Annotated in this window: 5 protein-coding genes; all 5 read left to right on the top strand. The window is 70.2% G+C overall.

Features of this window, described 5'->3' with window-relative positions:
* Nucleotide 1: 1 nt before the first annotated feature.
* The 5 genes from MNZ27_RS08225 to MNZ27_RS08205 all read left to right on the top strand — a co-directional run bounded on the left by MNZ27_RS08225 (nucleotide 2) and on the right by MNZ27_RS08205 (nucleotide 19,895).
* Nucleotides 2–11,092 carry a SpvB/TcaC N-terminal domain-containing protein gene (locus MNZ27_RS08225; protein ID WP_242393562.1) on the top strand — a complete coding sequence of 3,697 codons (11,091 nt, stop codon included), beginning with the start codon at nucleotides 2–4 and terminating at the stop codon, nucleotides 11,090–11,092.
* Between the two features lie 116 nt (nucleotides 11,093–11,208).
* Nucleotides 11,209–11,607, top strand: a complete 399-nt coding sequence (locus MNZ27_RS08220) for a HEAT repeat domain-containing protein (protein WP_242393561.1) — start codon at nucleotides 11,209–11,211, stop codon at nucleotides 11,605–11,607.
* A 459-nt stretch (nucleotides 11,608–12,066) separates the two neighbouring features.
* On the top strand, nucleotides 12,067–12,834 hold the full coding sequence (locus MNZ27_RS08215) for a peptidylprolyl isomerase (RefSeq protein ID WP_242393560.1): 768 nt from the start codon (nucleotides 12,067–12,069) through the stop codon (nucleotides 12,832–12,834).
* A 62-nt stretch (nucleotides 12,835–12,896) separates the two neighbouring features.
* Nucleotides 12,897–17,654 (top strand): Ig-like domain-containing protein, encoded by a 4,758-nt coding sequence (locus MNZ27_RS08210; protein ID WP_242393559.1) that lies wholly within the window; start codon nucleotides 12,897–12,899, stop codon nucleotides 17,652–17,654.
* A 519-nt stretch (nucleotides 17,655–18,173) separates the two neighbouring features.
* Nucleotides 18,174–19,895, top strand: a complete 1,722-nt coding sequence (locus tag MNZ27_RS08205) for a carboxypeptidase-like regulatory domain-containing protein (protein ID WP_242393558.1) — start codon at nucleotides 18,174–18,176, stop codon at nucleotides 19,893–19,895.
* The last annotated feature ends 149 nt before the right edge of the window (nucleotides 19,896–20,044 follow it).

The raw sequence follows: 20,044 nt of genomic DNA, 5'->3' as shown, positions 1-20,044 counted from the left end.
AATGTCCATCATGCAGCGCCAGGCTCGAGCTTTCGTCCCCGTCGCCCTCCTCGCCGCTTCGCTCACCGCTTGCAGCGAGCGGTCGAGCGCCGTCAACGAACGGCCCACCATCCGCCTCTCGCCGATGTCGGTGACCGCAACCGGGCTCGACGCCAAGCGCCTCGTCGATCGCGACACGACCGAGGCGGTGCCCGTGGCCACCGCGACGTCGGTCGCGCTCCACTTCGGCCACCCAGTCGAGATCCGCAAGGTGAAGGTCCACGGCGCAACCGCCGTGCGCGTCGTCCTCGCCGGGCTCTCCCTTGGCGCCGCGGACGAGGCGGGGTGGGCCTCCGGGACGCTGCCCACACCGGTCACCACGAGCGATCTCGAGCTGACCCTCGAGCCCACCGGAGCGCCCGCGCGGCTCGACGAGGTCGAGGTCTGGGGCGCCGGTCGGGATGTCGGTTCGCGCGAGCCGGATGCGCTCGCGCGCCAGTCGCGCGCAGCGGATGCGCCTGCGTTCGAGAACGTCTGGGTGCTGCGGGCGAGCCCGGACACGGCGAAGCTCGTGCCGCCGGGTGCAGGCGACGGGAGCCCCTGCCTCCGTGCGCGGCTGCCGGAGGCGGACCCGCGGCAGGCCCGGCGCGCGTACCTCGTCTACGAGGCGAACGTCCCGCGGGCCGTCGCGCTGCAGCATGCCTTCGGTGGCGGCGCGCCGTCGAGCGGCATGTGGCTCGGCAACACCTCGGACGTCAGGACGCTGGTGACCGAGATCGATCCGGAGCGGCTCAGGGGAGCCGATGACGTCCTGCTCTGCCTGCCGGACGAGGCCGGTGGCTCGGCGGACGTGACCGGGCTCCGGGTCCTCTTTCTCCTCGACGACGGGAGCAGCCCGTTCGATCGCGACGCGGTGCTCCGGTACGGCGAAGCGCTCGACGGCCGCAAGGACACGGTGGGTGGGGTCCGGGGCACCGCAGAGGTCGGCCTCGACCGCGTGGTGGACGTCGAGTCGGCTCAGCTCGATCTCGGCCACGTCCCCACTCGCATCGAGCGCCTCGCCCGAAACGACGGCGCCGTGTGGCACGAGGAGCCCGGCTTCGACGCGAGCCAGCCCTCGATCGCGCTCCCGCTCCTCGGGCGAGCGACGGCGCTTCGTGTGGACTTCCCGGCCCCGTCCCGGGCCGACGTCCCGAGCGCGTCGATCGCCGAGCTGTCGGTCCTGGGGAGTGGCGTCGGCTCACGCGCTGGCGCTCCGCGCATCGTGATCACGTATCCGCCCATCTCGCTGCGCGACGGGAACGAGGTCGGCGAGCGGTTCGGGCCGAAGGCGTTCGTGGCCGGGTGGGCCGAGTCCGCCGCGGGCCGCGGCACCGTCGAGATCGACGGCGCGCGCGTGGACACGGACGGCGCCTTCTCGCTGCCGCTCAGCCGCGATCTGGCGGCGACCGGGAGCTGGCCCATCACCGTGCGGGCGCGCTTCCCCGACGGCAGCGAGGTCACCCGAACCCTCCAACTCGATGACGATCGCGAGCGCGAGCTCCTCGGCGAGGCAGCGGAGTCCACCTCCACCTCTCGCCGCTTCGGCAACGAGAACCAGACCGGCTCGGGCGTGTTCGACCCGGTCGCCGGCGGCAAGGTTTCGCTCGGAACGGACGTCTCGGTCGAGGGGCCGGCGGGAGCGGTGAGCGGCAGGACCACGATCGGCATCACGCGCAAGGGACCGGAGGTCATGCCGCACCTCGACGCGGGCATGATCAACGTCACCGCCCCGGCTCACTCCGCATATCGGTTCACGCCGAAGGGGCAGAAATTCGCGCAGCCGGTGAGGGTCACCATCCCGTACGACGCGGAGCTCCTGCCGGAGGGCGTCGCCCCGGAGGAGGTCCAGACCTACTACTTCGACGAAGAGAAGGATCGCTGGCTCACGCTGCCGCGGCGTGAAGTGCGTCGAGACACGCGCCAGATCGTGAGCGAGACGACGCACTTCACCTTCATGATCAACGCCGTGATGGTCCTGCCGGATCATCCGGGCCCGGTCTCGTTCAACCCGAACTCGATCAAGGATCTGAAGGCGGCCGACCCGAGCGCCGGGATCGATCTCATCGAGGCGCCGCAGGGGAACGGACAAGGTACGGCGCGCGTCTCGTTTCCGATCCGGCTGCCTAGGGCGCGCGGGGCGTACCAGCCCTCGCTGGCGCTCTCCTACGACTCCGGAAACGGCAATGGCTGGCTGGGAGTCGGCTGGGATCTGCCCGTGTCGCGGGTCCAGATCGACGGACGGTACGGCGTGGCGGAGTACAACGGGGAGGAGCGGTATCTCCTCGACGGCGAGCCGATCGTGCCGGTGGACCGGTCGCAATCGAGCTCGATGACGATCTCCACGCAGGTCCTCTCCTCGGCGCCGACCTCTTGCCTCGACGGCTCCGTCGCTCGTTTGTACCGCGCGCGCGTCGAGCGCGATTTTCGTCGTATCCTGCGCTGCGGCGGCGATCCGGCGCACTACTGGTTCCAGGTCGAGGACAAGGCGGGTACGCTGTTCGTCTACGGTCGAGGCGAGAACGCCCGCCTGACGAGCTACATCCCGCGTATCACGACCACGCCCGGCGCGGCTCCGGCGTACGACATCGCCGAGTGGGCGCTCGAGCGGGTCGTCGATGCGAACGGGAACCTGACGCAGTTCGGGTACCAGCTCGACAGCCGCGCCCCCGGTGACGAATTTCACAAGGAGAGCTACCGGCAGATCTACCTGCGGTCCATCACGTACACCGGTACCGTCGCGGATCGGCGGACCTCGAGCGCGCTCGCGCTGGGGCAGCCCGGACCGTATGTCGTCGAGTTCCATCACGAGCAGGGGTGGCGCCCCGACGAGATCGTGTCCGCTCGCGCTGGGTTCAAGACGGTGATGCGGCGACGGCTCGGATCCATCGAGGTGCGGCTCACCTCCGGAACGCCCTCCGGGCTCGTCCGGCGCTACGACCTGCACTACGTTCCGGGTGACCTGGGAAAGTCGCTGCTCAAGAAGATCGTCGTCCTGGGCGCTGACGAAAAGGTCTTCTACTCGCACTCCTTCGAGTACGTGAGCAAGGCGCCAGACCGCGACGGCGTGACGTTGTTCGGCTCGCCCATCCCGTGGGTGCCCGAGACCGATGCCGACTGGGGAATCGGCGGCACGCAGGAGAAGGCGTTCGGGTTTCATGGCTTCGTGGGGCTCGGCCTCAGTGCGATCAAGTCCAAGGGCACCGTCGGCGTGGGCTTCGGGTACGGGAAGCGCTACGGCGACACGCTCGTCTCGATGGTGGACCTGAACGGCGACGGGCTGCCGGACCGGATCTACGACGGCAAGCCCAACCACGGGTCCGATCGTTTTCTGTTCAACCAGGGGGCGGGACACGCCCTGAGCGCGGTCGCGCCCGCGGGCGATCCCGCGGCAGGCAGTGCCATCGCGGCCAACCTCTTCGGCAAGCGACTCGGGAAGGACACCGGGAGCTCGTTCGATGCGTCGCTCCAGGCGTTCTACGGGCGCGGCTCGCTCAACTTCGGGGCGAGCTACTCGATGTCGAAGTCGAGCGACTTCGTGATCGACGCGAACGGGGACGGGCTGCCGGACATCGTGAACGGCGGGACGGTGAGCTTCAACCAGCCGCGCTCCGCGTCGTGCGCGCCCGGCACGCCCGAGAGCCAGTGCTGCCCGGCCTCGGGCTTCTGCTTCCTGCCGTCGATGCCCGTGCCGGCGCTCCAGGACCTCGGCGACTCCGCCTCGCTCGTGAGCGACGACGCCACCCTCGCGGACGCGAACCAGGCGATGGCGGAGGTCCTCACGCCCGAGGACGCGGTCATCGAGTGGACGGCGCCGATCGAGGGCAACGTGGACGTCACGGCCGACCTCGCCTTCGTGAACCCGCCTGGGCAGGGCGGGAGGCGAGATGGCGTGCGCCTGCGCGTGTACCGATACGATCCGTTCGCGTCGAAGCCCGCACCGGAGCTCCAAGGGACGTACCTGAAGCCGCCGGATGACGCCACGGCGACGCCAGTGCGGCTCGCGAACGTGTCGGTGCACCCGGGGACGATCGTCTACTTCGTCCTCTCCACGCTCGCCGACTTCCCGATGAACGACGCCGCCGGCAACGTCGCGCCGCTCGAGCGGGTCCGCTTCGCGCCGGTCATCACCTACCGGGGCGCGAACGCCAAGGATCGCTCCCTGAAGGACGTGACGGGCGCCGACCTGTACCGATTCGACGCGGACAAGGATTTCGTGCTCGCGGGGAATCCGCAGGGCGCGGTGACGGTGCCGCGTTCCGGGCGCGTGAAGCTCGAGATGACCCTCAGCAAGCTCGAGACCTCCGACGGCGTTCGGCTCTGCGTCCAGTATCAGCCGCCGCCCGAGGGTGACGAGCAGCCGACGCCGTTCACCCGCTGCAGCTCGACGGACGCGGTCTACGTGAAGCTCGATCCGAGCAAGAAGAGCACGGACGAGACGCTCGCCGCGCAAGAGCTGACCGTCGCGGCGGGAGGAAAGCTCTACTTCCGCATCGACACCGACGTCGCGATCGATCCCAGGGCGGTCAAGTGGAGCGTTCACGGTTCGTACTCGTGCGTGCAGGGGCAGCAGGCGAGCTCGGCCTGCGTTCTCCCGGATCCGCTGGAGAGCTCGAGCCTGTCCTTCCAGGCCGTTCCGTTCTTCCCGCTCCACGAGGCGCTCGACGCGACCATCGGTGGAGCGTGGAAACCCCTCGGCTCGGTGCTGAAGCCGTTCGCCGCGCGCGTTCCGGGCAAGCTGCAGATCACCTCGGCGGCGCAGTACGCGAACCGAAGCACCCCCATCTTCTTCACGGTCCGCACCCTCGAGAAGAGCCTGTTGAAAATGGTGGGGAATCACGGGACGCGCGATCCGAACGGGGCGATCCTGAATCCGAAGTCGCTCGAGGTGGACCTCGACGCGGGCGAGCAGGTCTTCCTCGAGGCCCACACGGAGTCGCTCGAGTCGCTTCAGCCGATCACGATCCTCGGCGTGTCCTCGGCGCCGATCTGGACCCTCACCTGCAAGTTCGTTCCCAAAGACCCCAAGGTCCCCGCCGAGGACTGCTCCAAGTACAAGCTCTTCACCACGGACCGGACCGTCGAGGGGTTCGACGGCGGGAACCAGCCGGCGCTGTCCGGCGGCTTTCACGGTTGGCGATACGGTGCGTGGAACGGCAAGGACGGTGAGGAGTTCCAGCCCTGGGTGTACCGGGGCATGACGAAGGCCGAATCGCAGGCGGGCTGGAACAAGGACGACGGAGAGGCGACGGTCGGAAGACGGCAGAAGGACAAGATGAAGGGCGAGAAGGATACGCAGCGCGTTCGGCTGCGGCTCCTGGGGCTCGTCGTCCCGAGCGTCACCGGGACCCGGCTGCAGCCGGACCAGGATGCGCTCGAGTCCGAAGGGAACGTGTTCGTCACGCAGGACGGGAATACCTACTTCGCCGGCGGCGTGGTGCACGCGGGCCGCAAGGGGCAGAGCGCGTCGAACCAGATCAAGGACCCCGGCGCGAGCACACCGACGGACCTCTCCTTCCAGATCGGTCAGATCGGCCGGTCCAGCACCGCGGTCACCGTCTCGGCTGGCGTGGGCTTCGGGCTCCCGTTGGTCAGTGTAGGTGGGTCGCTGAGCGCGGGGCTCTCGGGCCAGAAGATCGACGTGCTCGACATGAACGGCGACGGCATCCTGGATGTCGTGGCCTCCCCCGGGCTCCCGAGCATCGCGGACCCGGCGTTCTGGAGCCCCGACAAGCTCGTGAATGGGCGGAGCCTCGGCGACGTCCGGGTGACGAGCCCGGTCACGCTCGCGACCGCTCGCAAGGTGCAGATGGATGGGTACCCACAGCTCAGCTATGACGTCTCGGGGCAGGTGAACCTTGGCGTCTCGCCGCCGATGCGGGACCTCGATCCAGTCGGCAACACCAAGGCGATGGTGTCCCGGTTCCCGGGGTTCGGGGGCGGGCTCGCGTTCTCGGCGGGGAACGTCGTCGAGCAGCTCGTGGACATCAACGGCGACGGGCTTCCGGACGCGGTCCGCCGCAGCACCACGGGCTGCCCGAGCGGGCTCGGGGTCCACCTCAACATGGGAACCTCCTTCGCCGCGGCGGAGGACTGCGTCAAGGCGGATGCCGCGGGGCTCCCGTCCAGCGGGCTCCTCGCGGCCATCGAGACGACCGGCGACACGACCGACACGGACACGAGCGGCGGCACGGCGCTGGTGTCCGACATGGGCAAGCTCCCCGGGCTCCGGCAGAGCACCACCGTGACGCTCCAGGGGACGAGCGGCGCCGACCTGTCTGCGGTCACGAAGCTCGAGGGCGGGCACGACATGTCCGAGGCGTTCGGCGTGTCGGTCGCGGTGGAGACGAGCCTCACGACGACGAACGTGGCGCTCGTCGACGTGACGGGTGATGGGCTCCCGGACTACGTGTACAAGGCGAACGCAGGGAACGACTTCTACGTTCGGGTGAACCGCGGCTTCGACTTCGCCATCGCGCGGAAGTGGCAGCCGGAGAATCCGTGGCCCACCGCCGGCTACTGTCCGCGCGAGCTCCAGGCTTACTGCCCGGCGAGGAAGCCGAGGGTGCACCTCGGGAAGATCCTCACGGACGTGCTGGATGTGGTCGCGCCCTCGGCGACCGAGGGGGTGGACCCCATCGAGGCGACCGGCTCGCACAGCGTCCGCCCCTCGACGAGCTTCTCGTTCGACTTCGCCTTTCCCATCGTGATCGTCGAGCCGTGGATGCACATCGGCGTGGGCTTCAGTGCGACGCCGAAGAAGGTCGGGGGCTTCGAGCTGGGCCTCCAGGACATCGACGGCGACGGGCTTCCGGATCACGTCCTCAAGACTTCCGACAACAAGCCGGTCTGGGCGCGGCTGAACCAGCTCGGTCAGTCGAATCTGCTGAAGAGCGTGGTGCGGCCGCTCGGCGGGAAGATCGACATCTCGTACGAGCAGCGCGTCGGCAACACCGTGGAGATGCCGCAGAGCCGCTGGGTGATGACGAGCGTTACCGTTCGCGACGGTCGGGCTGCGAAGCCGGGCGAGACCGGTCACGACCTGACGACCACGTTCGCCTACGCGCACGGTCGATACGACCGGATCGAGCGCGAGTTCCTGGGCTTCGAGAAGGTGACCCGCACGAACCCCGACGGCACATCGGTCGAGCAGATCTTCGACAACGAGACCGTCGTGACGAAGGGGCTGCTCAGGTCGGAGCGGCTCCTCGGTCCCGAGCGACCGGGTAGCGACCGGCAGGTTTGGGTCGAGACCGTGAACACCTGGTCGAAGCCGGTCCAGCTGAGCGTGCCCGCCGAGGGCTGCCTGCGCACGAAGCCCATCCTGCTCGACCCGGACACCTACTGCGGCTCGTTCTTCACGAAGCTCGAGGCGGTCCAGAAGTCGTTCTACGAGGGTGGGGCGCAGCCAGGGATCGTCACCCGGCAGGAGCTCGAGTACGACTGGAAGGGGGACGTCGTCGCGTTCCGCGACCTCGGGGACCTCGCCGATCCGTCCGACGACCTCTCCGCCTCCATCCTGTACGACGACACGAAGGCGATGGATCTCTACTCGATCTCTCGCCCGAGGACGGTCGAGGTCCGGGACCGGAGCGGGAAGCTGCTCCGCGCTCGTACGGCGGACTACGACGCGAACGGCAACCTGAAGACGTTCACGGCGGACCTTGGGAACGGACGATCAGCGATCACCGAGCTCTTCTGGAACACCTCGGGGCCCGCCCGCGGCTTGCTCGAGTGGGTGAAGGGCGCCGACAACGGGCAAGGGCAGCGCTATCAAACCTGGTACGGCTACGACGAGGTGGCGAGCACCTACGTCACCTCCATCCGCGACTCCCACGGGTACGCGTCGAGCGCCAAGTACGACCCGCGGTTCGGCGAGGTCATCAGGACCACCGACGTGAACGGGCGGGTGACCTTGCGCAGCCTGGACGCGTTCGGGCGACTGGAGCGGCTCGCGGCCCCCCGGGACACGCTCGACGCGCCGACCGTCTGGATCACCTATGCGCCGGACGCGAAGATCCCATACGCGTGGACGCATAATCGCTTGCCACGGAAGGAGGGGGATCGCCGCGGGGCGGTGGACACCGTCGTCGTGATGGACGGCCTCGGGCGCGTCATCCAGACCAAGAAGACCGCGGAGATCGCGACCTCCGAGACGACCAAGGGCGTGGGCTGGTCCGTCACCGGCCACCAGGTCTTCGACGTGATGGGCCGCGTTCACCTCCAGGGCCAGACCTTCGCGAGCTTCAGCTCTCGCCCGGAGTACGTGGAAGGCACGCCGCGGAACCCGACCCGGCTCCTGTACGACGACCTCGGCCGGATGATCGAGACCGTGGAGCCGGATGGCTCGTTGACCCGCGTCGCGTACGGGTTCGGCACGCCCGCCGGCGCGGCCGTCCGCCGGTTCCAGACGACCACCTGGGATGCCGAAGGGCGGGCGAAGGCGGCGTACAAGGACGCCTCCGATCGCGTCGTCGCGGTGGAGGAGCGGATCGAGGGGCGCACGCCGACGACCCAGTACGAGTACAGCCCGGTGGGCGATCTCCTCCGCGTCGTCGACGCGGCCGGGAACGTCACCCGGCTCGAGTACGACCTCCTCGGCCGCCGCACCAGGCTCGCGAACCCGGACGCGGGAGACGTCCGGTTCGAACTCGCGCCGGCGGGGAACGTGGTGCGCAAGTACGACCCGAACCTGGACGCCACGCGCGGTACGCAGCGGTGGATCCAATACGTGTACGACTTCGACCAGCTCGCGGGCGTCTCGTACCCGGACTCGAGCCGCGACGTCGCGTACACCTACGGCAAGCCCGGCGTGGACGAGGGCAAGAACGGGGTCGGCCGCGTCATCGAGGTGAAGGACGACGCGGGGCGCGAGCTGCGCACCTACGGCGAGCTCGGCGAGCTGGCCTCGACGACCCGGATCCTGCGCCCGCTCCGCCCCGGCGACCGGGAGCGGACGTTCAAGACGTCGTTCACCTACGACGCGTTCGGCCGGATGCTGACCATCACCTATCCGGACGACGAGCGGGTCGAGTACGAGTACGACGCGGGCGGCCTCCTCGAGAAGGCGACGGGCCACCGCGGCGCGGGCGCGGCGGTGCCCGGGGACGAGGTCTACCTCGCGTCGATGATGTACGACGAGTTCGGGCAGCGCGTTCGGATGGTGCTCGGGAACGGCGTCGTCTCGAGCTACACGTACGAGCCGCTCACCCGTCGGCTGCACACGCTCACCACGAACACCCCGCTCCAGCGGAAGCTCCAGGCGATCACCTACGGCTACGACCGCGTCGGCAACGTGAAGACGATGGTGAACGCGCTCGGCGAGCCGGTCGGCGATCGCTCCGGGGAAGTCCGGTTCGAGTACGGGTACGACGAGCTCTACCGGCTCACCTGGGCGAACGGCGAGGCGAAGTCGCGGCCGCACACCATCGATCGGTTCACGACGCGCTACGCCTACTCGGACGTCCACAACATGACGTCCAACGTGCAGGTCCACGAGATCCTGCACGGCGGGGCGGAGGTGTCGAACGACCGGCCGCCCAAGACGAACCACGAGTTCGCCTACGCCTACGATCCGGCGCACCCGCACCAGGCGACGAAGATCGGCGACACCTTCCTGGTCTACGACGGGAACGGGAACACCGTCCGCGAGTGCCGCGACCAGGGGGACCCGACCTGCCAGACGAGCTCCGACAAGCTGCGCCGCTACGTCTGGACCGAGGAGAACCGGCTCGACCAGGTGATCGACGGCGGCGGCCGGAACATCACCCGGTTCGTCTACGACGCCGCGGGCGATCGCGTCGTGAAGCTCGGCCGGGGCGGGGAGAGCATCACCATCGGCCAGTTCTGGTCGCTCAAGGGACGTCGCGCCGCGACGAAGCACATCTTCGCCGGGGCGACGCGCCTCGCGTCGAAGCTGCTCCCGCCGCCGGGGTGGGACGACCGGACCGCCGCCTCGGGCAACGTGTCAGCAACGACGGCTACCGCCACGAGCGTCACGAACACGAGCGGCTGCGACCCATCCGACTACCAGCCGCAGAAGTGCCCGGTGCTTCCGGGGGGCGAGCCGCAGATCAATCACCAGTACGACGACACCCGGGTCCGGCCGGAGACCTACTACTACCACCCCGACCACCTCGGCTCGACGAGCTGGGTCACCGACCAGCACGCCCGCGTGCACGAGCACGTCGAGTACTTCCCCTACGGCGAGGTTTGGCGCGATCCGCGGAGCGACGCGGACGGCGGGCCGGTGAAGGGGCAGCGGTTCCTCTTCACGGGGAAGGAGCTGGATGAGGAGACGGGGCTCGTTTACTTCGGGGCGCGGTACTACGACCCGGTTCACGGCCGCTGGATTAGCACCGATCCCGTCGTTCAAATGCTTCATCGGCTCGAGACAGATCCATCCCGTGCGTTTGAACTTGGTTTGTACTCGTACGCTGGAAATCGGCCGATTATCGGAAAGGATCCGGACGGCCGAGCAGTCTTCCTTCTCGCTGCATGCTTCTTCGGCGGGTGCGAATCGCTCGGTGCTGCTGTAGTGAGCGCAGCCGCTTGGACTGCGGCGATCGGGGCGACTGCATGGGCAGCGTACAGAGTCGCGCACGCGCGGCCACCGCCACAGATCCAGGCGAGCGACAACGCGAAGCCAAGCGACCGCGCGCCAGGCCCGAAACGCACGGGACCGCTTGTCGACGTCATACCCCCAACAGCGACCGATACCTCAACGCACCAGCGCCGGCGCGACCCAAACGTGATGAGGTTGCAACTCCAGACGGGGCACGAGGATCTTCCAGTCGGTAGCACCCTCGCGAACACAGAGGCAGTCGGTGTGACCAAGGCTCAGGCCTGGGGCGCGTTGGCAGACATGGCGGAGAAGACGACGGAGCGCAACCCCGGCCTGGGCAAGAGTAAGGAGTTTTCGGCAGCGGTAGTGAGGATCAGCGAGAAAATTAAGGCTGTGCAAGGCGGCGTTGGAAAGGCTGGCGACACTTCCCTGAGAGAGGAATTCACGTACCGTGGAGTGGAATATCGAATTGATCTGGAAAATATCAAAGGACATAACCTCAGGCAGTGAGTGGACTTGATATGAGCCTGATTGTGAAGGATGTCGTAGATGGCGTTCGAACTGCCGGAGCCGAGACTCCGCTTGACACGATTACCTGCCTGGGGCTTTTGCTGGAACGCGCTTCTATGAGCAGGTACGACGACCCGAGCTATGCGCAACTCGGCCTCCCGCCGGACTGGCTTGCGGTGAGACTCACGCGCTCCGAATTCGATGACATCATCGATGTGCTCGCTGATGTGCTGGACGCGTATCCGACTCTCGCCTCGACCGCCGCGTGGGCGCTCGGGAAGTCGTTCTCGGATCGTGCCACCCCGCGCCTGATTTCTGCGTTGGAGAGGTACTGGTCATCCGAAGATCACGTCGCACATCAGCTGCTGATCGCCCTGGAGAATCACGGCCTAGAGCGTGCTGAGAGCCTTGTCGAGCAGATTGCGCAGACCGGTTTAGACGAGTCGCGAGAGCTCGCCATCAGACTCAAGGCGAAGATCCAGAGGCGACGGGCAATCAGATCAGAGGGGGAATGATGCATCGGCGCCTGCATCCGAACCCGAGCCTCGGATGGTGCGAAACTGCTGGGCAAGAGTGCCCGCGAGACGCGATGAGCGCGAAGCACGGCGCGACGAGAGCTGTTGGAATGTCCAGCGCGCACCAAACGCCTGCGACGGCGTGCACGATTCTTCGCCGCCTCAACCGCGAGAGCTGGTTGGAGCGGAATCGTGGACAGAGTTGATGAAGCGCTACCCACGATGCGGTATCGAATGAACACGAGCCACGAACCGGGGCGCTTCATGAGCGCGGATCGTCAAAAGGCAAACATGAACCGGAGGCTGTTAATTGCGATGGGCCTCGCCGGAATACTGGGCGCGTTTGCTGTAGGCCGTGCAACTGCGCCCTCTGGCCTGCTTCTCCGCGCGGACGCGGCGGACGCCATTTCGGCGCGATTCGACGGCGGCACCCTCGGCGCCGATGACGTTCGCCCGGCGGTGGCGGGCATCGCCGATCCGGCCCAGCGCCGCGCCGCGGTCGAGCAAATGGTCCGCACCCGGCTGCTCGCGCTCGACGCCGAGGAGGCCCGCCTCCACCGCAGTCCGGAGTTCCTGCGCCGCTACGCCGACGAGCTTGCGCGGCTGCAGCTCGAGAAGGCGTTCGAGGAGCCGTTCAAGAAGCAGCTCCCGACCGCCGATGAGGTCCGGAAGTTCTTCGACGAAAACAAGGCGCGGCTCGGCCGCCCCGAGCGCGTCCGCGTCGCGCACCTCGCGCTGCTCGCGCCCGCGGGAGATCTCGCCGCCCGGGAGAGCAAGCGCGCCGAGGCGCACAAGGTGCTCCCGGTCGTGCTGCGCGACGCGAAGGACGAATACGCCTTCGGCCGCCTCGCCCTCACGCTCTCCGACGACCTTCGCAGCCGGCCTGCCGCGGGCGAGCTCCCCTTCGCGACGCGCGAGGAGCTCGCGGCGCGGCTCGGGCACGCGGTCGCCGAGGCGGCGTTCGCGGCGAAGCCGGGACAGGTCGTGGACCGCGTGATCGAGACGGAACATGGCTTCCAGCTCCTGAAGGTCCTCGCCCATGAGGAAGGGCAGGAGGCGCGCTTCGAGGACCTGCGCGAGGGGATCCGCGCGCGGCTCACCGCGGAGCGGCACGAGAAGGCGCTGAAGGAGTTCCTGGACGCGCGGTGGGCCCGGGCGGACGTGAAGATCGACGACGAGGCGCTCGCGCAGATCCAGGCCGAGAAGTCGAAGCAGGCCGCCCGCTAGGGCGAAGAACAGACGGCGGGAGGGGGCCGGCCGAACCGGTCCGCGCCGCGCAGAGGAGCGTCATGCGCATCCGACAGGCCATCCTCGTGCTCGCGATCGCCGCGAGCGCGTGCCAGGGGAGCCACGGCACCTCGGTGCAGTCCCCCGAGCGGACCGACAAGCTCGTCCGTGCCGCAGAGCCGATCGCCGGTCAGTACGTCGCCACCCTGGTGGACGGGCTCGGCGAGGCGGAGGCGCGCGCGCTCGTGGCGCGCCACGGCGGGACGTTCCTCGCCTACGTGCCCGCGCCGGTGAACGCGGTCGCGCTCCAGCTCGCGCCGGAGCGCGCGATCGCGCTCGCGGAGGACGCGGCGGTGCGCGTCGCCGAGGAGGACGGGCGCGTCCATGCGGCGTCCGCCACCTGGAACCTGGACCGGATCGACCAGCGGAGCGCGACCCTCGATGGTGCGTATCGGGCCGCGACGACTGGCGCGGGCGTGAACGTCTATGTGGTGGACACGGGCGTCCTCCTCGCCCACCCCGACCTCGCGGGCCGCGCCGACGCGCCGGCGTCGTTCGCGGAGGGGCCGTCCGACGGCGACTGCAACGGCCACGGCACGCACCTCGCCGGCGTCGCGGCGGGCGCCACGATCGGCGTCGCACCGGGGGCGAAGGTGCACTCCGTTCGCGCCCTCGACTGCGCCGGGGTGGGCTCGGTCTCGACGCTGATCCAGGCGCTCGACTGGATCCGGCAGCACCACGCGGCGCCGGCCGTCGCGCTGGTCGGGGTCACCGCGGGGCTGTCGCCCAGCCTGGAGGCGGTGGTCCGGGAGCTGGTGAAGAGTGGGGTGACGGTGGTCGCGCCAGCGGGGAATGACGCGGTGGACGCTTGCGGGCACCTGCCCGCGGCGGTGCCGGAGGCCCTGACGGTCGGCGCGACCACCTACCAGGACGCGGCGCTCGCGCCCTCCGCGCAGGGACGCTGCGTGGACCTGTTCGCTCCGGGGGCGCAGGTGTATTCCTCGTGGAACGACGGGACGCACCGGTTCGCGACGGGGACGTCGCAGGCCGCCGCGCACGTCGCCGGCGCGGCCGCGCTCTTCCTCGAGGCGCGCCCGGACGCCGCCCCCGCGACCGTCTCGGCCGCCCTCGTCGGCAACGCCACGCTGGGAGTCCTCGCGGGTGTGAGCGACGTGACGCCGAACCGGCTCCTCCACGTCGGCTTCATCGCGCCCGGTCTCTCGGCGGATACGACCGCGCCCGGCGTCCGCATCGCCGCGCCGGCCGACGGCGCGGTCGCCTCGGGGACTGCGACCGTCTCCGTCACCGCGGACCCGACGGGCGTCAGCCAGGTGGCGGTGTTCGTGGACGGCGTCTACCTCGGCGGGGACGCAGATGGGGCGGACGGGTACGCGGTGAGCTGGCCGACGGCGCGGTTCGCGAATGGACCGCACACGGTCCTCGCGCGCGCCTACGACGCCGCCGGCAACGTCGGCGAGCACGCGATCACGATCACGGTCACGAACCCCGGCAACGCGGCGTACGACCCGGAGCTGAAGGCGCCCGCTTGCGCGGACCCGGGGCAGCGCTGCGCCTCGGGCGCGCTCCTCGCCGGCCGGGGCCCGCTGGGCCCGGAGGCGAATGCACCGAACACGATCCGGTCGCTGTGCGCGGACGGCCTCGCCGGCACCTACCGCCAGGACGAATCCGTCGAGGCGATCGAGGTCCAGACCTCCGTCCCGGGGGCCGACCTCGCGGAGGGGGAGTGGGTCGACGTGGACGTGCGGGTGTGGGCCTATCCGGATCACGAGACTGACCGGGTGGACCTGTACTTCGCGGCCGACGCCGGCGCCCCGGTGTGGCAGTACTTCGGGACGCACAAGCCCGCCATCGCCGGCGAGCAGACGGTCCGATTCACGTATCGTCTCCCTGCACTTCCGAGCACGGCCTCGCGCAAGCAGCAGGCGGTCCGCGCCGCCATCCACTACGGCGGTGCGCCGGCGGAGTGCTCGAGCGGCCCGTACGACGATCACGACGACCTCGCCTTCGCCGTTCGGCCCGGGACGCCGGACACCACCCGGCCGTTCGTCCGGATCGACGCGCCGGTCGCCGGCCCGGTGGAGAACCAGGTCCAGATCCGGGCGACGGCCTGGGACGACGCCGGCGGGGCGATCGCGCGGGTGGACTTCCTCGCGGACGGCGTGGTGATCGGGACGGCGACGGAGCTGATCGGAGGCGGCTACGCGGCGAACTGGGACGCGAACGCCGCGAGCGCGATGCCGCACACGCTCCGCGCGGTCGCGTACGACAAGAGCGGGAACTCCTTCACGAGCGATCCGGTGGTGGTCACCCCGGTGGACACGACGCCGCCGTCGGTGGCCATCGATCTACCCGCGAAGGACGCCGTGGTCGGCGGGTTCGTGCACCTCGAGGCGCTCGCCTCGGATGGCCGCGGGGTGGCGACGGTCCAGTTCTTCTCCGGCGGCGAGCTCCTCGGCACCGCCGTCACGCCGCCCTGGGCGATCGACTGGGATACGAGGGCTCTCGCCGGCGGCGCCGTCGAGGTGGTCGCGGTCGCGGTGGACGCGAGCGGCAACCAGGCGCAGAGCACGCCGCTGCCGCTCGTCCTCGACAACGTGCCCCCCACGGCTTCGATCGTCGCACCGGCCCCCGGAGCCACGGCCAGCGGCCGGGAGGTGGCGATCCAGGTGTCCGCCGCAGACGACCAGGCCGTCGATCGGGTCGAGGTCTTCGCCGCCGGTGCGTTCGTGGGCAACGCGGCCCTCGTCGGCGGTAGGTGGACCCTGACCTGGAACGCCGGCCTGCTCCCGAACGGCGAGGTGACCCTCGAGGCGCGGGCGTACGACCGGTCCGGGAACGTGTCGCCGCCCGCCGCGATCACGGTGCAGGTCCTGGACACCACCCGCCCGGTCGTCGCGTTCCTCGAGCCCGCGGCGGGCGCGATCGTGCACGGCATCATCCCAGTCGGCGCGAGCGCGACCGACGACGGCGTGATCGATCTCGTGGCGTTCGACGCGGGGGCCCTGCCGCTCGGGACGAGCTCCGCGGCGCCTTACCAGATCGCCTGGAACACCGCGGGGACACCGGACGGGAAGGTGACGCTCGGCGCGGTAGCCCGCGACCGCGCGGGGCTCGAGGGCTCGGCCTCGATCGAGGTCACGGTGGACAACTCGGGCCCCGTGGTGGGGGTCGACGCGCCGGCCGCGGGCCCGGTGACCGGCGATGTCTCGATCCAGCTCCACGCGAGTGACCCGACCGGGGTCGAACGCGTGGACGTCTGGGCCGGCGACGTCTTTCTCGGCAAGGCTGCGGCCACCGGCGACGGTGCCTACGCGCTGCAGTGGACGACGACGGGGGTGGACAACCGGGCCTACTCGCTCGTGGCGGTCGCGTTCGACCTGGTGGGCAACTCCACCGCGAGCGCGGCCGTGCCGGTCACCGTGAAGAACCTCACCACCGCGGAGTACGACGCCGCCCTCGGCGCGCCGGCGTGCGCCTCCTCGGCGGCGTGGTGCTGGTCCGGAACCCTCCTCGACGGCGCCGCGAGCCACGAGGCGAACCCGCCGAGCACGCTCGGCGGCGCCTGCGGAGACGGCGCGGGCAGCGCGTACCACGTCACCGAGTCCATCGACTCCCTACGGGTCGAGGCCTACCAGGGGGCGCTCGCCTCGAACGGGACCGTGCAGGTCTCGGTCCGCTACTGGGCCTACGTGGGGAACGAGGCGGATCAGATCGACGTCTGGCACGCGGCGGATGCCCGGAACCCCACCTGGACACTCCTCCGGACCATCACCCCCGCCGCTGCGGGCGCGGGTGAGGACGTGTTCGACCTCACGCTCCCTGCGGGGCCGCTGCAGGTCATCCGCGCCAATTTCCGGTTCGCCCAGCCCGGGCCGAGCACGTGCAGCGGCGGCGAAGTGGGCGATCGCGACGACCTCGTCTTCGCGGTGGACAGCCCGGCGGACACGGTGGCACCGGTGGTCGCGCTCCAGGCGCCGCTCGACGGGGGCACGGTGGGCGGCTTGGTGCACCTCCGCGCCACCGCCCAGGACGCGCAGGGCGTCACCCGGGTGGAGTTCCGCGTCGACGGCGCGCTCGTGGCGGCGCCCGTGCAGCCGCTCCCGGGCGGAGGGGCCACGCCGCTCTACGAGGCGCTGTGGGACGCCAGCGCCGTCGCGGACGGCCGGCACACGCTCGCCGCCACCGCGTACGACACCTCGGGGAACGCCACCGCGACGTCCACGATCCGGTTCACCGTGCAGAACGCCGCGAACGCGGCGCTCGACGCGAGCCTCGGCGTCCCGGCGTGCAGCGCCGGGGAGAGCTTCTGCGACACCGGCGCCCTCATCGACGGCCGCGGGATCCCGGTCGAGCCGAACGCGCCCAACACGATCCACGCGAGCTGCACCGACGGTGATCAGGGCGTCTATCACCAGGACGAGTCGCTCGACTGGCTCAAGGTGTCGTCGGTGGACGGCCTCGCGCTCACCGCCGGGAAGCGCGCTCGCGTCGAGTCGCGGGTCTGGTCCTACACCGGCTGGAGCGACGACGCGCTCGACCTGTTCTACACGACCACGCCGGATGCCCCGAGCTGGGTCTGGTTCGCGACGCTGAAGCCATCCGCGCCCGGCGCGCAGCTCCTCACGGCGGAGTACGTCCTCCCGTCGGGCGCGCGACAGGCGATCCGGGGGCGCTTCCGCTACGGCGGCGCGGTGGCGGCGTGCGGCACCGGAACCGTGATCGAGCCGGGCACCAACAAGGTGATCGAGACCGGCCTCTACGACGATCACGACGACCTCGTGTTCGCCGTGGCGCCGTGAGGTGACGGCACCGAAGCGCCGATGATCGGAGTGGCTGCGCGGGGCGGGGGCGGCTGGAGCCCGCGGCGCGCGCTTCGACTCCGATGCGGTGGAGCTCGTCGCAGGTGCTTCGCGATGGACACGCGGCGGCGCGCGGCGCCCATCGTCTTGAGCGACGAGCGCCAGGCGGGACCTCGGCAATAGCGCCCAGAGGGCCGGCTGCTCATCATCCGCCCGGTGTGCCGACGAGCCGCTGGGCTGCAGGCCGCTGGGCTGCAGGCCGCGCGTTCGGGCGCTCCGGAGGGCTCGCGATCGCTCCCGGCCGCGTCCCAGACGTGTCGCATCCCAGGAAAGGGGGAGTAGGGGACGGGGCTGCGTCGTTGACCTGGGCTGACGAGGTTGTCGGCGCTGACGGGGATCGTTTGGTCCCCGAACCGCTTCGGAGGCGCTTGACTCACATCAGGTGCGAAGCGCGTCATCCGCAGCGCCTGTGCCACCTGCGCATGGGGCACCAGCTCGCCTGGCCCCAGGAAGGCTCCCGTGAAGAACTCCCGGATGTGGATGCTCGGCGTGGTCGGCTCGGCCGTGTTCCTGTTCGCCTGCGGCGGAGGAGGAGGCGGCGGCGGCACGACGACGACCCCGGCGGCAGGGACCGTCAGCGGCACCGTGGTGAAAGGGCCGGTGAGCGGGGCGACCGTCCAGGCGTTCGGGATGAGCGGCGGGGCGAAGGGCGCCCAGCTCGGGGCGGGGACCACCGACTCGAACGGCAACTTCACGATCCCGATCGGCGACTATGCGGGGCCGGTGATGCTGCAGGCGGGCGGCGGCACCTTCACCGACGAGGCCACCGGCAACCCGATGACCATGCAGGCGGCCGACGTGATGACCGCCGCCATCCCCGCGGTCGCGGCGGGCGGCGCGACCAGCGGCATCCAGGTCACGCCGATGACCGCGATGGCGCAGGCGCGGGCGCAGAACATGACGGGCGGGATGACGGCCGCGAACATCGCGACCGCCAACTCGGCGATGGGCGCGTACTTCTCCGTGAGTGACGTCCTCCACGTCGCGCCCATGAACCCGCTCGTCGCGGGCTCCGGCAACGGCGCGACGCAGGATCAGAAGAACTACGGGATGGCGATCGCCGCCATGTCGCAGTACGCGAGGACGCTCGGGATGACCGCCTCGTCCGGCATCGTCACCGCGATGAGGACGGACGCGTCCGACGGGGTGATGAACGGCATGATGGGCTCGACGCCCATCTCCATGACGGGCATGGGCGGGATGATGGGCGGGACCATGCAGGCCACCGCCGGGACCACGGGGCTCGCCACCGCGATGCGCGACTTCGTCGGGTCCGCGATGAACAGGTCCGGCGTGGCGCTGGCGGACATGCAGTCCCTCGTCGATCGGCTCGCCGGCTCGAACGGGCAGCTCCCCGGCGCCGGCGGCGGCACCACCGGCGGGAGCGGGACGATGAGCGGCACGGCGTTCATGGGGACGATGAGCGCCGGCACGGTGACGGCGTTCGCCATCGACGGCGGGACGCTCGGCGCGCAGCTGGGCAGCGCCCCCGTGGACTCCTCCGGCAACTTCAGCCTCCCGCTCGGGTCGTTCGCCGGACCGGTCATGCTGCGGATGACCGGCGGCGCCTTCGTGGACGAGGCCACGGGTGCCACGATGACGATGCTGTCCGGCGACGAGTTGACCGCCGGCGTCCCGTCCGTCGCTGCGGGCGCGACGACGAGCGGGGTGCAGATCACGCCGCTCACGTCGATGGCGCAGGCGCGGGCGCAGGCGATGTCGGGCGGGATGACGGCGGCGAACCTCGCGGCCGCCAACGCCGCGGTCGCCAGCTTCTTCATGGTGGACGACCTCCTCACCACGCCGCCGATGGACCCGGCGAAGAGCGGCTCGGGGACGGGCGCGGATCAGAGCCGCAGGAACTACGGCATGACCATCGGGGCCATGTCGCAGTACGCGAAGACCATCGGGATGACGGACTCCTCGAGCCTCGTCACGGTGATGATGTCGGACGCGTCCGACGGGGTGATGAACGGCATGATGGGCTCGACGCCCATCGCGATGGGCGGCATGGGCGGGATGATGGGCGGCACCATGATGCAGCCGAACGCGGGCACCGTGGGCCTCGCCACTGCCATGACCACGTTCGTCGGGTCGTCGGCGAACCGGTCCGGCGTCACGATCTCGGACATGCAGGCTCTCATCGACCGGCTGAGCACCTCGAGCGGCACGCTCCAGTGACGACGCCGGGCGCCGTAGCCCGGGTGGAAGAGCGGCGGGGCGAGCGCAAATGGGGCCGCCCCCCGTTCGTCCTCCCGGGTGCGCGTTCCCCCCAGGTAGGGTAGAACACGCCGCTCGGGGGGCGAGCGACGTCGGGGGGGAGCGCCCGG

It is taken from the genome of Anaeromyxobacter oryzisoli (assembly GCF_022690765.1).
GTDB classification, from domain to species: domain Bacteria; phylum Myxococcota; class Myxococcia; order Myxococcales; family Anaeromyxobacteraceae; genus Anaeromyxobacter; species Anaeromyxobacter oryzisoli.
Note: the sequence above shows the minus strand (reverse complement) of the source record. Positions and strands in the feature narration are given on the sequence as shown.

Coding starts and splice junctions, on each gene's coding strand:
- MNZ27_RS08220 (WP_242393561.1), top strand. CDS start 11,209: ATGAGCAGGTACGACGACCCGAGCTATGCGCAACTCGGCCTCCCGCCG.
- MNZ27_RS08210 (WP_242393559.1), top strand. CDS start 12,897: ATGCGCATCCGACAGGCCATCCTCGTGCTCGCGATCGCCGCGAGCGCG.
- MNZ27_RS08225 (WP_242393562.1), top strand. CDS start 2: ATGTCCATCATGCAGCGCCAGGCTCGAGCTTTCGTCCCCGTCGCCCTC.